This window comes from Actinomyces minihominis, from assembly GCF_900187855.1.
GTDB classification, from domain to species: domain Bacteria; phylum Actinomycetota; class Actinomycetes; order Actinomycetales; family Actinomycetaceae; genus Scrofimicrobium; species Scrofimicrobium minihominis.
The window spans coordinates 60,607-75,451 of the sequence record NZ_FYEG01000004.1 but is presented as its reverse complement, the minus strand read 5'-3'; the positions used below and the strand labels follow the sequence as shown (position 1 = coordinate 75,451).

At 61.2% G+C, this 14,845-nt stretch carries 13 protein-coding genes; 10 read left to right on the top strand and 3 right to left on the bottom strand.

The window, feature by feature from the left end; genetic code table 11:
* Position 1 precedes the first annotated feature (1 nt).
* From ilvN to CS903_RS05750, 8 genes are all read left to right on the top strand, one after another.
* Positions 2–517 carry an acetolactate synthase small subunit gene (gene ilvN, locus CS903_RS05785; RefSeq protein WP_099332608.1) on the top strand — a complete coding sequence of 172 codons (516 nt, stop codon included), beginning with the start codon at positions 2–4 and terminating at the stop codon, positions 515–517.
* A complete protein-coding gene (gene ilvC, locus CS903_RS05780) occupies positions 517–1,542 on the top strand; it encodes a ketol-acid reductoisomerase (protein WP_099332607.1) in 1,026 nt (341 codons plus the stop codon). The genes ilvN and ilvC overlap by 1 nt, the downstream gene beginning before the upstream one ends.
* Positions 1,542–2,603, top strand: a complete 1,062-nt coding sequence (locus CS903_RS05775; protein ID WP_099332664.1) for a 3-isopropylmalate dehydrogenase — start codon at positions 1,542–1,544, stop codon at positions 2,601–2,603. The genes ilvC and CS903_RS05775 overlap by 1 nt, the downstream gene beginning before the upstream one ends.
* Before the next feature lie 37 nt (positions 2,604–2,640).
* Complete coding sequence (locus CS903_RS05770; protein ID WP_099332606.1) at positions 2,641–3,795, top strand: branched-chain amino acid aminotransferase; 1,155 nt, start codon at positions 2,641–2,643, stop codon at positions 3,793–3,795.
* Positions 3,796–3,865: 70 nt separating this feature from the next.
* On the top strand, positions 3,866–5,056 hold the full coding sequence (locus tag CS903_RS05765) for a DUF8744 domain-containing protein (RefSeq protein WP_242491771.1): 1,191 nt from the start codon (positions 3,866–3,868) through the stop codon (positions 5,054–5,056).
* The gene (locus tag CS903_RS05760) at positions 5,049–6,356 is read left to right on the top strand and encodes a hypothetical protein (protein WP_099332604.1); all 1,308 of its coding nucleotides are present in this window, start codon (positions 5,049–5,051) and stop codon (positions 6,354–6,356) included. The genes CS903_RS05765 and CS903_RS05760 overlap by 8 nt, the downstream gene beginning before the upstream one ends.
* A 2-nt stretch (positions 6,357–6,358) precedes the next feature.
* Positions 6,359–7,774, top strand: coding sequence for a multicopper oxidase domain-containing protein (locus CS903_RS05755; RefSeq protein WP_099332603.1), 1,416 nt, complete (start codon positions 6,359–6,361; stop codon positions 7,772–7,774).
* Between the two features lie 29 nt (positions 7,775–7,803).
* Positions 7,804–8,487, top strand: a complete 684-nt coding sequence (locus CS903_RS05750; protein WP_129587609.1) for a YdcF family protein — start codon at positions 7,804–7,806, stop codon at positions 8,485–8,487.
* Between the two features lie 43 nt (positions 8,488–8,530).
* Here the strand turns inward: CS903_RS05750 and manA are convergent, their stop codons facing one another.
* From manA to ilvD, 3 genes are all read right to left on the bottom strand, one after another.
* On the bottom strand, positions 8,531–9,724 hold the full coding sequence (gene manA, locus CS903_RS05745) for a mannose-6-phosphate isomerase, class I (protein WP_099332601.1): 1,194 nt from the start codon (positions 9,722–9,724) through the stop codon (positions 8,531–8,533).
* 66 nt (positions 9,725–9,790) lie between these two features.
* Positions 9,791–10,828 carry an LCP family protein gene (locus CS903_RS05740; RefSeq protein WP_099332600.1) on the bottom strand — a complete coding sequence of 346 codons (1,038 nt, stop codon included), beginning with the start codon at positions 10,826–10,828 and terminating at the stop codon, positions 9,791–9,793.
* A gap of 83 nt (positions 10,829–10,911) precedes the next feature.
* Positions 10,912–12,789, bottom strand: a complete 1,878-nt coding sequence (gene ilvD, locus CS903_RS05735; RefSeq protein WP_099332599.1) for a dihydroxy-acid dehydratase — start codon at positions 12,787–12,789, stop codon at positions 10,912–10,914.
* A gap of 289 nt (positions 12,790–13,078) precedes the next feature.
* Between ilvD and CS903_RS09705 the strand changes: the two genes are divergently transcribed.
* Complete coding sequence (locus CS903_RS09705; RefSeq protein WP_099332598.1) at positions 13,079–13,330, top strand: helix-turn-helix transcriptional regulator; 252 nt, start codon at positions 13,079–13,081, stop codon at positions 13,328–13,330.
* Positions 13,327–14,763: a HipA domain-containing protein gene (locus CS903_RS05725; protein WP_099332597.1), complete on the top strand. Its 1,437-nt coding sequence runs from the start codon at positions 13,327–13,329 to the stop codon at positions 14,761–14,763. The genes CS903_RS09705 and CS903_RS05725 overlap by 4 nt, the downstream gene beginning before the upstream one ends.
* The last annotated feature ends 82 nt before the right edge of the window (positions 14,764–14,845 follow it).

The window sequence follows — 14,845 nt, the reverse complement described above, 5'->3', positions numbered from 1 at the left end:
CATGGCTGAGCATCTACACACCCTGACTGTTCTGGTAGAGAACAAGCCCGGTGTTCTGACGCGAGTCGCGGGGCTTTTCGCACGCCGCGCCTTCAACATCAAGTCGCTGACGGTGGGAGAGACTGAGCACCCAGATATCTCTCGTATGACCATCATCGTCGACGCCCAGGACCAGCCGCTGGAGCAGGTTACCAAGCAGCTCAACAAGTTAGTCAACGTCCTCAAGGTTGTGGAACTACCCGCCGATGACAGCGTTGAACGACGTATGTTGCTGCTGAAGGTTCGAGCCGATGATTCGACGAGGACGGCGGTTCTGCAAATCGTTGACCTGTTCCGCGCCCACGTCATTCACGTGGCACCGAACCGGGTCATCATCGAATCGGTGGGGACCCTAGGAAAACTGGAAGCACTGCTTGAGAGCCTTGAGCCCTACGGCGTGCTGGAAATTGTTCAATCAGGTGCGGTGGCTCTGAGCCGCAGCCCGCGGTCACTGACCGACCAAATTAAGGAGAAATAGTGGCTAAGGTTTACTACGAAAACGACGCCGACATCGACCTGATTCGCTCCAAGAAGGTTGCGATCATTGGTTACGGTTCGCAGGGTCACGCCCACGCGCTGAACCTCAAGGACTCGGGTGTGGACGTTGTGGTTGGTCTGCGCGCTGGTTCGTCCTCATGGGAAAAGGCCGAGGCCGCTGGCCTGCAGGTCGCCGAGGTAGCTGACGCAGTGGCCCAGGGCGATGTCGTCATGATCCTGGTCCCGGACCAGCACCAGCGTTCCGTCTACGCAGAGCAGATTGCCCCCAACCTGAAGCCCGAGGCCGCCCTGTTCTTTGCCCACGGTTTCAATATCCGCTACGGCTACATCAAGCCCGACACCACCCACGACATCTGCATGGTTGCCCCCAAGGGCCCGGGTCATAAGGTCCGCGAGTCCTACGTGGACGGCCAGGGAATCCCGGCCATTGTGGCGGTTGAGCAGGATGCCAGCGGCCAGGCCTGGCCCCTTGCCCTGTCCTACGCCAAGGCTATTGGTGCGACCCGCGCCGGCGCCATTGAGACCACCTTCACGGAAGAGACCGAGACCGACCTCTTCGGTGAACAGGCAGTCCTCTGCGGTGGTGTTTCGAAGCTGATCCAGTACGGCTTTGAGACCCTGACCGAGGCCGGCTACCAGCCGGAGATCGCCTACTTCGAGGTCCTCCACGAGATGAAGCTGATCGTGGACCTGATCTGGGAGGGCGGCATTACCAAGCAGCGCTGGTCGATCTCGGACACCGCTGAATACGGTGACTACGTTTCCGGTCCTCGCGTGATTGGCGAACAGGTTAAGGCATCGATGAAGGATGTCCTCAACGACATCCAGGACGGTACTTTTGCCCGTCGCTTCATCGAGGATCAGGACAATGGCGGCCAGGAGTTCAAGGCGCTGCGCGCCGAGGGCGAGGCCCACCCGATTGAGGCCACCGGCAAGAAGCTGCGCGCCCAGTTCGGTTGGTCCAAGGCCGACTCCGACTACGTTGATGGGTCAGCTGCAAGGTGATTGATACACGCTCTGTCCTCCGCGTCGCCGTCATTCCCGGCGATGGTATCGGCCAGGAGGTGACTGCGGAGGCAGTCCGTGTACTCGAAGCTGCGCTCGAAGGTAGTGAGAGGACGCTGGAGGTGACTGACTTCGACCTCGGCGCCGATCGCTACCTTCGTGACGGCCACATTCTTGATGAGGGTGACCTGGCGGAACTGGCTCAGTTTGACTCGATCCTGCTGGGGGCGGTGGGGGATCCTCGGGTGACCCCGGGTATCCTCGAGCGCGGTCTGCTGCTCAAGCTGCGTTTCGCCTTTGACCACTTCGTCAATCTGCGTCCCTCGAAGCACTACCGGGGTGTGGCCTCACCCCTGGTGAACCCCGAGGGCATCGACTTTGTCGTGGTGCGTGAGGGCACCGAGGGTCTCTACGTGGGCAGCGGTGGAACGGTCCGGACCGGGACCGAGCATGAGATCGCCACCGAGGTCTCCGTCAACACGGCCTTTGGTGTCGAGCGCCTGCTGCGTTACGCCTTCACCCTTGCCGATCAGCGTCCGGCAAAGCACCTGACACTGGTGCACAAGATGAACGTCCTCGTCCATGCGGGCTCCCTGTGGAAGCGGCTGGCCGATCAGATCGGTGCCGAGTTCCCAGAGGTCCGGGTGGACTACCAGCACATTGATGCCGTCACCATCCACCTGCTGACCCGGCCGCAGTCCTTCGACGTGATTGCCACCGACAACCTGTTCGGGGACATCATCACGGATGAGGCCGCTGCCATCACGGGCGGAATCGGTCTGGCGGCTTCGGGGAATATCAATGCGGACGGGGCCTTCCCCTCGATGTTTGAACCGGTGCACGGTTCAGCCCCGGATATTGCGGGTCAGGGGATCGCGGATCCGATTGCAGCGATTGCATCCGTTGTCCTCCTGCTGCAAAACGCGGGACTTGATGAGGGCGCCGATCGGGTTCAGCGTGCGATTGACACCGAGATGGCGTGGCGCGCGGACCACCCGGAGGAGGCCGCGAAGCGCCCCACAACCGCCGTCGGCGACGCGGTTCTCGCAAATCTAAACTAGAAGTTACCAACCAGGATTGAAACGAAAGGGTCAGGCCATGACCGAGGAGCACTCCGCACCGATTCCCACCCCCCTCGAAGAGGAGGTACGCCGTCAGGTTCTGCCTGACGCGGACGTCGTGGCGGCGCGCTTCCCCGTTGAGGTCAACCACAATCCTGCAGGTGATGCTGCATATGAGAAGGCGATGGAAGAGCTCGCTTTTGGTGAGAGCTTCGGCGACTACATGGCAGTTTCTGACTGGTCACTTGACCTGGGCTGGCACAACCAGAGGGTGGTTCCCTTCGGGCCCCTCCAGCTTTCGCCAGCTGCTTCGGTCCTGCACTACTCCCAGGAGATCTTCGAGGGTATGAAGGCCTTCCGCTGGGAGGACGGCAGTATTTGGACCTTCCGGCCCGGATTCAATGCCGCCCGCCTCAACCATTCGGCTCGCCGCATGGCGATGCCGGAGATTCCGCTCGAGGACTTCCTGGGCTCCTTGGTGCAGATGGTAAGGGCCGATGAGCGCTGGGTGCCATCCGCCCCCAACTCTTCCCTCTACCTGCGCCCCTTCATGATTGCCGATGAGGCTTTCGTGGGGGTGCGCCCGGCTCACCACTACAAGTTCATTGCGATTGCCTCCCCTGTGGGCCCCTACTTCAAGGGCGGGATGAAGGGGGTTTCCATCTGGGTGACTGCGCAGTACCACCGCGCCGCTAAGGGTGGAACCGGGGATGCCAAGACCGGTGGCAACTACGCTGCCTCCCTGCTACCGCAACAGTTGGCCGCGGCTAAGGGGTTCGACCAGGTCTGCTACCTCGACGGTAACCAGCAGAACCTGGAAGAGCTGGGGGGAATGAATGTCTTCCTGGTCAAGAAGGACGGGTCGGTGATGACCCCTCGCCTCACGGGAACCATCCTTGAGGGCGGGACTCGCAGCGCCATCATTACCCTGCTGCGGGACCGGGGCACAGTGGTTGAAGAGGCTCCCGTCGCACTCGACTGGCTGGTTAAATCCATCGAATCGGGTGAGGTGGTCGAGATGTTTGCCTGCGGCACGGCCGCCATCGTCACCCCGATTGGAAGGCTGGCAGGCGAGGGCTTTGATGTCAGCCTTGACGGTGATCAGGTGACGAAGCAACTGCTTGAAGAACTGGGTGGTATCCAACGCGGCACCGTAGAGGATCGCCACGGTTGGATGTACCAGCTGGCCTAGGTCGATTTTGACAGGTGTGAACCGCACCCGGGGGCTTTGTTAGGTTTACCTGAGCTGAGATAATGAACAGGTGTCTACTAGCGAACCTGCTTCAGGGCCAGCCCCCTCGCAAGTGCCAGCCGTCCGAACCCCACTGCCGTGGGGTCGCCTGGCACTGCTGATCGGCGCCATGGTTGCCCTTCTGGGTGGCCTCGATGCGGCCCTGCTGCGCCTGGGGCTTTCAGCTCCGGTGCCAGCGATGGACTTGGCGAACCTGCACGGAGTCCTGATGGTGTTCGGCTTCCTGGGGACGGCCATCGCCCTGGAGCGCGCAGTAGCGTTGCAGTCGGACCGCAGGCGCAGTTCCCTGTGGGCCTACCTGTCGCCTGCGGCCAGTGTCGCCGCGACCGTCGTCGCTCTCGCGCAACTTGCCCTCCTCGGGCCAGAGGCCACCCGTCTTTTCCCGGCGCTGGCCTGGGCACTCTCCATGGCACTCCTTGTCGCCATGTACGTGGTGGTGTGGCGCAAGCAGCCCATGGTCGCCGTGCTGATTCAGGGCCTGGGTGCGCTGCTCGGCTTCGCCGGAATCCTGCTGTGGGGACGCGGCTTTGAAGCCGCCCAGGTGGTGCCCTGGTGGGCGATGTTCCTGGTCTTCACCATCATCGGTGAGCGGCTGGAACTGGCTCGCTTCACATTCGCGCGGGGCAGTACAGAGGCCCGTGTCCTCGCTGAAACCCTGGTCGCCACCGTCGCCCTCATCGCCACGCTGTTCAATGCTCAGCTCGGCTATCCACTGCTGGGTCTGGCCCTTATTGTCCTGGCCCTTGACACCGCCGCCCATGACATCGCCCTCAAGACCATTCGCCTTCAGGGGGCCGCCCGCTACATGGCTGCCTGCATGCTGGCCGGTTATGCCTGGCTGCTGGTTGCCGGCGGAATCTGGGTGATCCGTGGTCCTGTCTTCTCTGGTTACGGCTACGACACCGTGGTCCACTCACTGACAATTGGTTTCGCACTCTCCATGGTCCTCGCACACGCCCCGGTCATCGTTCCCGCGATTGCCCGCCGTGACCTGCCCTACAACCGGGCAATGTGGGCCGTGTGGGGAACGCTGCAGCTGGGCCTCATCATTCGCGTCCTCGCCGGCGCACGTCTGGCGGAGGGGGCCTGGCAGTTCGGGGGCGCCCTCGACATCGCCTCACTACTGGCCTTCGTGGTGGTGACCGTGGCGACCATTGTCATTGCCAACCGGCCTCAGGCGAAGGGACTAACCGATGGCTAAGAAGCGCAACCGGGGGGACCGCCTGACGACCGCCTGGATGGTCCTCGCCCTCATTCTCTTCTTCGTGACGATTGCGGCGCGGGTGGTGATTCCTCAGTCCTGGTGGCTCTCGATTCACATTCTCACCCTGGGCGTCCTCAGCAACGCGATCCTGCAGTGGTCCTGGTATTTCTCCCGTTCACTCCTGCGCCTCAGCAGCGATGACCCACGCTCTACGACCCACCACTACGCCCGACAGATCTTTTTCAATGCCTTCCTGGTAGTTCTGCTGGTCGGCATGCTGCTGGCGAACCTGGTGGTCACCATCATCGGGGCTGCAGCCATCGGATTGGTCATTACCTGGCACGGCCTCGCCCTGCTAATGGCGACGAGGGCGAAGCTCGGTTCCCGCTTCGCCGTCGTCATCCGCTACTACCTGGCGGCCTCCGCCTTCCTGGTCATCGGGGTCATCTACGGTGGCTTCATTGCCTCGGCCATGTTCCAGATCGAGGCCCCAACCTGGGTGGTGGAGAATCGGGAGGCACTGACCCTGGCGCACTCCCTGACCAACACCCTCGGGTGGCTCGGGCTGACCATTGTTGGGACTCTGGTGACGCTGTGGCCGACGATGCTGCGGACACGGATTGCCGAGGGCGCCGTAGCCCGCTCCACCCGCGTCCTGCCGCTGCTCCTGCTCGGTCTAGTGATTGCCATTGCCTCCGCCACCTTCGGCCTCATGCCCCTGGTTGCACTCGGAGTCGGTATTTTCACGGCGGGCATCACCTGGGGGATCGGTGCCCCTCTGCTCTCAGAAGCCCTGCGTAAGGCACCGGCTGGTTACGCCACATGGTCGGTGCTTGCCGGTGGTGCGTGGGCCGTCTCAGGTCTGCTCGTCCTCACCGTAACCCCGTTTCTCTCACAGACTCCGGTGGACTTCCGCGCCTATGCCCCCACACTCATCGTGATGATCGGAGTCGGGGGAGTCCTACAGATTCTGGTCGGTGCCCTCACCTATCTGATGCCGGTGATCATCGGTGGCGGACCAGCCGCGGCAAGGGTCGGCATCGCCGTCCTCGAGCAGCTGGGCCCCTTCCGCCTGGTCCTGCGCAACGCCGCCCTGGCGCTGGCACTGCTGGCAGGGGTTGCCGCCCCGATCTTCTGGCTGCTCACGGCCGCGTCGTTCCTCCTCGACCTCATCATGTTCACCATGGTGGGCATCAAACAGGCAGGGGCCAAGCGTGCTGCCGCGGCCAACTCGGACCAGTTCATCGGGGTCCAGGCGCCCCCGGGTACCAAACAACTCAAACTAGGAGACTCCTGACCATGACCATTGCAGAAACTAACCGGCGCGCCTCCTCAGCCGTGGCTGCCGTGGTGGTGGTCCTGACCCTGGCTCTGGCGGCCCTGATGGTGTTTCCCTCCCTCGCTGACTCCGGCGTGACCGATACCGGGACCCAGGGGACCACCCAGCCGGCTGCGGTGACCCCGACGGGAGAGGTCACCGAGGTCGAGGTGACGGTCGAAGGAATGTCCTTCGTGCCCGGTGTCATCGAAGTTCCGCTTGGCAACACCCTGGTCGTCACCCTGACGAACACCGGGGACCAGCGACACGACCTGATGTTTACGAACGGCGCCCTCATCGAGCCAATCGCCCCGGGGGCTTCGGCAACCGTTGAGGTGGGCGTCATCACCTCTGACATGGAGGGCTGGTGCACCCTTCCGGGCCACCGCCAGATGGGGATGGTTCTCGAGGTTGTCGCAATCGGCGGTTCGACTGATGCTCAGGCCGGGGACGGAACCGACCACGCTATGCCGGGTCACAGCATGAACATGAGTTCGACTTCGTCGGATACCGCTGTCCCCACCATGGACCAGCTCATCGCCCAGGCCGCTACCATCGATCCCTACCCGGCACGTCTGCCGGAGCTGGGCGAAGAGTCCCACCACGAGTACACATTTGAGGTCACCGAGGACGAGCAAGACCTGGCCGCCGGCGTGGTGAGGGCGGTGTGGACCTACAACGGGAGCGCCCCGGGACCCACCCTGCACGGGCGCGTTGGGGACACCTTCAAGATCACGCTGGTGAACAAGGGGACGATGGGACACTCCATCGACTTCCACGCCGGAATAGTTGCTCCCGATGAAGTCATGCGAACCATCGAGCCGGGAGAGTCCCTGGTTTACGAGTTCACTGCTCCACGCTCCGGTATCTGGATGTACCACTGCTCGACGATGCCGATGGCGACCCATATCCAGCAGGGCATGTTCGGTGCTGTCATTATCGAGCCCGATGGGTTGGAGCCTGTGGATGAGCAGTACGTCCTCATCCAGTCTGATATTTACCTGGACGAGAACTTTGCGGATGGCGACCTCGTCCCCGAACTGACGGCGTTCAACGGACGTCCCTTCCAGTACGATGCCCATCCTCTGACGGCCCGCGTCAACGACCGGGTGCGGGTGTGGGTGCTGGACGTGGGTCCGAACTCTGCGCTGTCCTTCCACATTGTCGGTACCCAGTTCGACACGGTGTGGTCCGAGGGCGGCTATTCGGTCTACCACGATCAGTCCACCGACGGCATCACCAAGGGTTCCACCGGAGCCCAGGTCTTACCCCTTTTGGCAGCCCAGGGCGGCTTCGTGGAGTTCGTTCCGGTTGAGGCCGGTACCTACACTTTCGTCAACCACATCATGTCCCTGGCCGAACGTGGCGCACACGGCATTTTCAAGGTCACTGACTAGGGCGGGTGAGACCGCGATAGCCTGTGGTGGTGGAAGAAGTACCTGAGAAGTCGCCGCGACGCAGCCGAAGGCTCCTTGGCATCCTCATCGGTGTACTCACTCTGCTGGTAGCGGTCATGGTGGTGATGTTGGGAATCACCCTGTGGTGGATCTGGAATCCCCCGCTGAAGCAGGCCGACAGTGCCGACGCCGTCATCGTCCTCGCCTACGGCAAGGATCGCCTGGCGGAGGGGCGCCAGCTGGCCGAGGCCGGGGTATCAGACAACCTGGTGATCTCGATTTCAGATCGAATGGAGTCCCGCATCGAAGAGGGCCGGTTGCCAGTTCTCAGTCCCAGTGAGGTCGACGGTGTCGAGACAATTCCGACCGGCGCAACCTCGAGTGGCGCCTGGGTCGAGCAGTGCGGTGCAGAGTATGCGACCCAGCAGGGCAGCTACTTCACCTGGTGCTTCACGCCCGACCCCATGACGACCGAGGGTGAAGCGATCGCCCTCAACCAGCTGGCTCAAGCTAACGGCTGGGAAACGGTGGTCGTGGTGACAGAGCCCTCTCACCTCAACCGCTCGCTACGCATCTTTGAGACCTGCACAAACCTAGAGGTATCGGGGGCCAGCAGTGACCGCCCCGGTCCCTGGTACCGAAACTTGTGGCGCTCTGCCTACGAGGTCGGTGCCACCATTAAGGTCGCTACATTCGGAGTGTGTGGGTCCTAGGAACGCCGGACCCGTGCGACCTCGGAACCAAATTGCAGCGAAGCTACGGAACCGAAACCTCGGCCACTCGTCCTTGGCCGGTGACAAGAATCGGGCCGTCACAATCGGGGACGAAAAGGGCTTGCCCCTGTCTCAGTTCCGTATCACCCTGCAGGGTCTGCACCTGAATGCGACCCTCAAGTCCGACCAGGACACGGGGACCGGTACCGGGCATACGGATCGGCTCGGAAGTGTTGGGAACGGGGGAGGCGGCGACGCTGAGCTCAAAATCCTCAACGGGGGAGCGGAAGCGGTTGATTCCGGGAAGTGGGTGTTCCGGAGCAATCAGGGTCGGAGGTAGTCCATCAAACGTGGCGGTGTCGAGGAACAGCTCGGGATCAATCCTCTTCGAAGTCAGTCCAGCCCGGATGACGTTGTCTGAGTTCGCCATCACCTCAAGCCCAAGGCCACTCTGATAGGAATGGACGATTCCGGTCGGGACGAAGAGGGCGGAGCCGGGAGCCAGAGACACGTAGTTCATCAGAGAGCACATGATTATTCCGGACTCCCCGGGGAACTGCTCCTGCAACCGGACCACGATGCTATCGATCTCAGGTTCTGGTGACTCACCACTTGCAAGGCGTGCCCCGCAGGCACGGGCAAACTCAGCCACCTCTTCGGGACGCGGTCCCTCTTCAGGGTCAAGGATCCACGAGATCACGGGCTTGATGCCACGTCCTGTTGCCAGGCGAAGACGACGCGCTAGGCGGGAGGCAAGGGTTGAGTTCAGACCTTCCAGGCGCTCCCGCGCACGACGGCGCACGGCGAAACCAACGAGCGCCTCAAACTCGGTGAGGGCGTAGAGCATCTCAGGCTTGTGGGTGGTGTCCTTGAAGATGCGCTGCGGGGAGTCAACCGGAACCCCACTGGCGTCTTCGTGAGCAAAACCCTGAGCAGCCAGGTTACGGCCCGGATGAACCTGAAGGGAAAGCGCCAGGGTCGGAGCAATCAGCTTCACCAGGTAGGGCAGTTGATCCCCGAACATCAGCTGGGTAGAAGGGCCAAGCATGACGGCAGGAGCACACTCGATCTGATCACGCAGGTTGGAACCCGACTCAAGTTGAGCGGGTCCCAGCTCATGGGCGCCAAACCACTGTTCAGCCCACGGTTCTCCGCTGCCGGTAGTCCCCAGGAACTCAGGAATCAAGGTTGAAGAGCCCCAGTCATGGTTCTTGGTGACGCCGGTAATCCTATCCACGGTTCCCTATCGCTCGTATCGGCAGAAGACTAGACAGCCAGTTTAGACGCGGTTGGTCCTCGATGATCAGGAGTTGGCGGCGTAGTACTCCGCGAGAGTGTCGCCCTCGAATGCGGTGCGGAGCTGTGCCATTCCCTCAGGATCCAGCAGAATAATCGACTGACCGTCCGCGGAGGTTCCCACACCGATCGTCGGGGCCGTCATGAAGTAAAGGTCGCCGGGGCGCAGGTTACGCAGGCTCGCGGCGGTCTGCACGATGTAGTCGGGGGTCATACCCTCGGTCACCGCCAGGTAGGGGGAAATGGCGTCAACCACGTCAATCACACGGGCCGGGTTGGTTAGGGTATCCGCGGAAATAAGTTGCCTGACCACACCCTTCATGTAGGCCTGCTGGTTGCGGACACGCTGGTAGTCACCGTCAACGAAGGGTTTACGGGCCCGAACGAAACTCAGGGCTTCCTCACCGTTCAGCGTGATCTCACCAAGGGGGAAGTTGTGGCCGTTTGACTCAAACGCCACCGTGTTGTTGAGCGTTACGCCACCGAGGGCGTTGGTCAGCCCCTCGAAGCCGGTGAAGTCAATCGTCACCACGTTGTCGATGCGGGTTCCGATCAGTCCCTCAACCACCTGGACTGTCAGTGGAATTCCCCCGTAGGCCATGGCAGCGTTGATCTTTGCCTCACCGAAGCCGGGGATGTCGACCCAGGAGTCACGCATGATCGAGGTGAAGTAGATGCCCTCACGGTCAGCCGGGATGTGCATCAGCATGATGGTGTCAGAGCGGCTGTCCTGCGGCCCATCCAGCGTCGACTCATCAATCTCGCCGCGGCGGTCTGAGCCGAGCAGCAGAATGGTCTGTGCCTTGTCGGTTCGTTCCGCAGGTCTCGTTTCCTCATCGGGGAACGCCTCTGTGATCACCTCGGTGTTCTTCTCGTACGAGGACGAGACCCGAGTGATAAACCAGCCAATGGTTGCGGCAACCGCGACGGCCGCCACCACCAGGATGGCGAGGACGGTCAGACCGATCTTTCCGCCGGTCGTGAGCTTGTTCTTTGTGCTGGGCGCTGGGCGGCGCGTGCGAATCGGCGGGGTCGTGTGGCTCATGTACAGCTTCCTACGGTGATGGAAAAGGCGTTAGACGGGTGTTTTGCCTCCGTAGGAACTTTACCAACCGAGGTGGTAACGCGTTAGTTGACTCGGGTAACGAGCGACACATCACGCGCAGCGCCCTGCGAAGCCGACAGTGCTGTCATCCCGTAGAGCTTGAGGGCTGGAGAGATGGTGCGCTTGCGGTCCTTGGGGGTCCAGGGGTGCTCGCGTCGTTCCTGTTGCAGACGCCTCTTTTCGAGCTCGCTGTCTTCTACCAGCAACTCCAGTTTGGCCTCATTGACATCAATGAGGATGCGGTCGCCCGTTTCAACCAGGCCGATCAGGCCCCCTGCAGCGGCCTCGGGAGAGATGTGTCCGACCGAGATTCCGGAGGTGCCGCCAGAGAAACGACCGTCGGTGATAAGTGCGCACTTGGTGCCGAGCCCACGTCCCTTGATGAACGAGGTCGGGTAGAGCATCTCCTGCATCCCCGGACCACCGGACGGCCCCTCGTAACGGATGACGACCACGTCGCCCTCTTTCACGGTTCCGTCGAGGATCCTCTCGATCGCTTCGTCCTGTGACTCGACCACCAGCGCTGACCCTTCAAAGCGGAACAGGGACGGATCGATACCGGCGGACTTGACGATGGCGCCCTCTGGGGCCAGGTTGCCGTAGAGGACGGTGAGGCCACCTGACTTGACGTAGGCGTTCTGGATGTCGCGGATGCAGCCTGAAGCGGCATCGGTGTCCAGTTCGGCCCAGCGGTTGTCGGTTGAAAACGCCTCGGTGGTGCGCTTGTTACCGGGCGCTGCCTTGAAGAGGTTGATGGCCTTTTCAGTGGCTTTACCACCGCGAATATCCCAGTCGTCCAGCCATGACCGCAGGTCGGGGGAGTGGATGGTGTGAACGTCTGTGTTGAGCAGTCCGCCGCGGTTGAGTTCGCCGAGCAGGGCCGGAATCCCTCCGGCTCGGTGAACATCTTCCATGTGGTAGTCGTTGTGGTTCGGGGCCACCTTCGACAGCGTGGGAACCAGTGCCCCGATGCGGCCGATATCGGCGAGGTCGAAGTCGATGTTGCCTTCACGCGCCACAGCCAGGATGTGCAGAACCGTGTTGGTGGAACCACCCATGGCCATGTCCAGAGCCATGGCGTTTTCAAAGGCCGCCTTGGTGGCGACGTTGCGGGGGAGGACGGACTCATCATCCTCGTTGTAGTAGCGCTGGCACATCTCGACGATGATGTGCCCGGCCTCTTCAAACAGTGCCTTGCGGGCGACGTGTGTGGCCAGGGTGGAGCCGTTACCGGGGAGGGACAGGCCGAGGGCTTCGGTAAGGCAGTTCATCGAGTTGGCGGTGAACATACCGGAGCAGGACCCGCAGGTGGGGCAGGCCAGCTTCTCAAGCTGCAGCAGTTCTTCGTCACTGATCGACTCATCAGCGGTGGCGTTCATGACCGTGATGAGGTTGCCGTGACCCATGGTCGACTCACCGATGATGGCATCGGCGGGGATGTTTTTGCCGGCTTCCATGGGACCTCCGGAGACAAAGACGACCGGGATGTTGAGGCGCATTGCGGCCAGCAGCATTCCGGGGGTGATCTTGTCACAGTTGGAAATACACACCATGGCGTCGGCGCAGTGGGCCTGAACCATGTACTCAACCGAGTCTGCAATCAGTTCGCGCGAGGGAAGGGAGTAAAGCATGCCGCCATGACCCATGGCAATCCCGTCGTCAACAGCGATGGTGTTGAACTCTTTGGCGACGCCGCCGGCCTCAACAATCGATTCTGAAACAAGTTTGCCCATGTTGCGCAGGTGAACGTGGCCGGGCACAAACTCTGTGAATGAGTTGACGACCGCGATGATGGGCTTACCGAAATCATCGTCACCCATTCCGGTGGCGCGCCACAGGGCGCGAGCCCCGGCCATATTGCGTCCGCCGGTCGAGGTTGCAGAGCGAAGTACGCGCGGCATGGTTCCTCCTGTTTGTGCGGACCGACCTGTCCCTGTCCCAGGGCGGAGCCCGCAGTGGTTACTTAGGAGCCAAGCTTAGACAGTTGGCTTCGCTCGGCTTCGACTGGTTCATCACTCGGCCACACAACAGCCGAGCTGCCTACTATTGCTCTTGAACGAGGTCAACCAGGATGAAACGCCTCTATTTCGTCTAAAGCGCATCATCATGTACTCAATCTGCTATGCGCGGTATAGTGTGCTTAGTGTCGGTTGCGTAGGATAGTGTGCAAAGTGAAGGGGGGAGGTTGGGGTGTTTATTCGATCACCGAAGGCATTTGCCGACTTCACGCGCTCAAACAGGGTTAGAGCAGGAATGACGCAGGAAGAGCTCAGTGTGCGAACTGGAATGAGTCGCAGGTGGGTGCAGGAGGTCGAATCCAGCAGACTCGTGCCCTCTCTCGAGGCGGTGCTAAGCGTGGCCTCGGCATTCGGTTACGAACTGCATCTGGAGCCCATGCCGAGTGCATCAAAGCTGGATGAGCTGTTCGAAGGTTTGTCATGAGCGGACACCCCGACATACTGGACCTGTGGCTCGATGAGAGGCTGGCTGGTTCGCTAATGCGAGGGCCTCAGGGTGAGGTTGAGTTCTCTTACGATGCTGACTATTTTGCCCGGCGAGGGGCGACGCCCCTGTCGATGAGCATGCCCCTCGTTCAGCAACACTATGGCCCGGACGAGGTGATGCCGTGGCTATCAAACCTGCTCCCAGACTCGTTGGAAGTACGAGATCGGTGGGCAGCAAAGTTTGGTGAAACCCGTAATGATCCCTTCACTCTTCTGAGACACATGGGCCAAGATGCGCCGGGATCAGTGCAGGTTGTGCCTCAGGATGCGACACCTTCGCAGCTCGGAAGCCTGTCACGCATCACTGACTCTCGCATCGCTGAGCGAGTTCAAGAGATCATCGATGACCCTGACCATTGGGTAGATGACAGTGATGACGACCAAAGTCGCTTTTCTCTTGGTGGCAACCAAGGAAAGTTCGCGTTGGCGCAGGTCGATGGACAGTGGTTTGAACCAAACGGGCGTACAGCGAGCACTCATATCGTTAAGCCAGGAATGGCTACTCTGATTGGCCGCACCAATGCCGAGGTTCAGGCAGTCGAGTTCGTAACGATGCGCGCTGCACGGCACCTAGGGCTCATGGCCGCATTAGTAGAGATCCAGGACTTTGATGGTCTGCCGGCGTTTGTCACGCGGCGCTACGACCGTCGAACCGATGCGAATGGTGTGATCACTCGCCTGCATCAGGAGGACTTCTGCCAAGCTTTGACATTTTTGCCTTCTCGAAAGTACGAGGAGGACGGTGGGCCGACGATGGGTGACATGGTTGCTGTCGTCGATGAACATAGCTCTGCACGATGGTCAAACGATGATCACTCGGCGCTGGCCAAACTGCTCATGTTCAATCTGCTCACTGCCGGAGTCGATGCGCACGCGAAAAACCACAGTCTGATCATGAGCGGAAACATGGTACGTCTAGCACCGGCTTACGACCTCATTTCCGCCCACGGCCTCTGGGACGCTGACCGTGTGAGGTTCAAGAGCTCGGCTGCAGTCCGCTATGGAAAAGCGCGGCGCTACCGTCAGATCACGGGGCGTAACCTGGCTCGGACTGCGGATACCCTGAGTATGGACCGGAACGATTTCCTCGATCAGATGACAGACCAGCAGCGCAGGATCCCCGCAGCACTTGACCACGCACTGAGTGAGGTACCGCAGGAACTGCTGACAGACAGGGTCAAACGTATGCCTCAACGTGCGGAGGAGTTTGGGTCAGAAGTTACCTCTCGATTGACCTTGAGGGACATTTCAGAGACTCCTGTGTTTTATTCGCCATCTAACCGCCGCCAAGTTAAGCGCACCAGGGTGTGGATTCCGGGACGCCTGAGGAATGGCGCATGGGAAACAGGGAGCTATCGCAGTCGGGGATAGAAATCTCAGCTGCAACTGGTATTGGGCTGACGGCGCCCAGTGCGCGAGGGGTGCAGAACCATGTGTCGGAGGATTCTTTTAC

Coding starts and splice junctions, on each gene's coding strand:
- ilvN (WP_099332608.1), top strand. CDS start 2: ATGGCTGAGCATCTACACACCCTGACTGTTCTGGTAGAGAACAAGCCC.
- CS903_RS05770 (WP_099332606.1), top strand. CDS start 2,641: ATGACCGAGGAGCACTCCGCACCGATTCCCACCCCCCTCGAAGAGGAG.
- CS903_RS05760 (WP_099332604.1), top strand. CDS start 5,049: ATGGCTAAGAAGCGCAACCGGGGGGACCGCCTGACGACCGCCTGGATG.
- CS903_RS05755 (WP_099332603.1), top strand. CDS start 6,359: ATGACCATTGCAGAAACTAACCGGCGCGCCTCCTCAGCCGTGGCTGCC.
- CS903_RS05740 (WP_099332600.1), bottom strand. CDS start 10,828: ATGAGCCACACGACCCCGCCGATTCGCACGCGCCGCCCAGCGCCCAGC.
- ilvD (WP_099332599.1), bottom strand. CDS start 12,789: ATGCCGCGCGTACTTCGCTCTGCAACCTCGACCGGCGGACGCAATATG.
- CS903_RS05725 (WP_099332597.1), top strand. CDS start 13,327: ATGAGCGGACACCCCGACATACTGGACCTGTGGCTCGATGAGAGGCTG.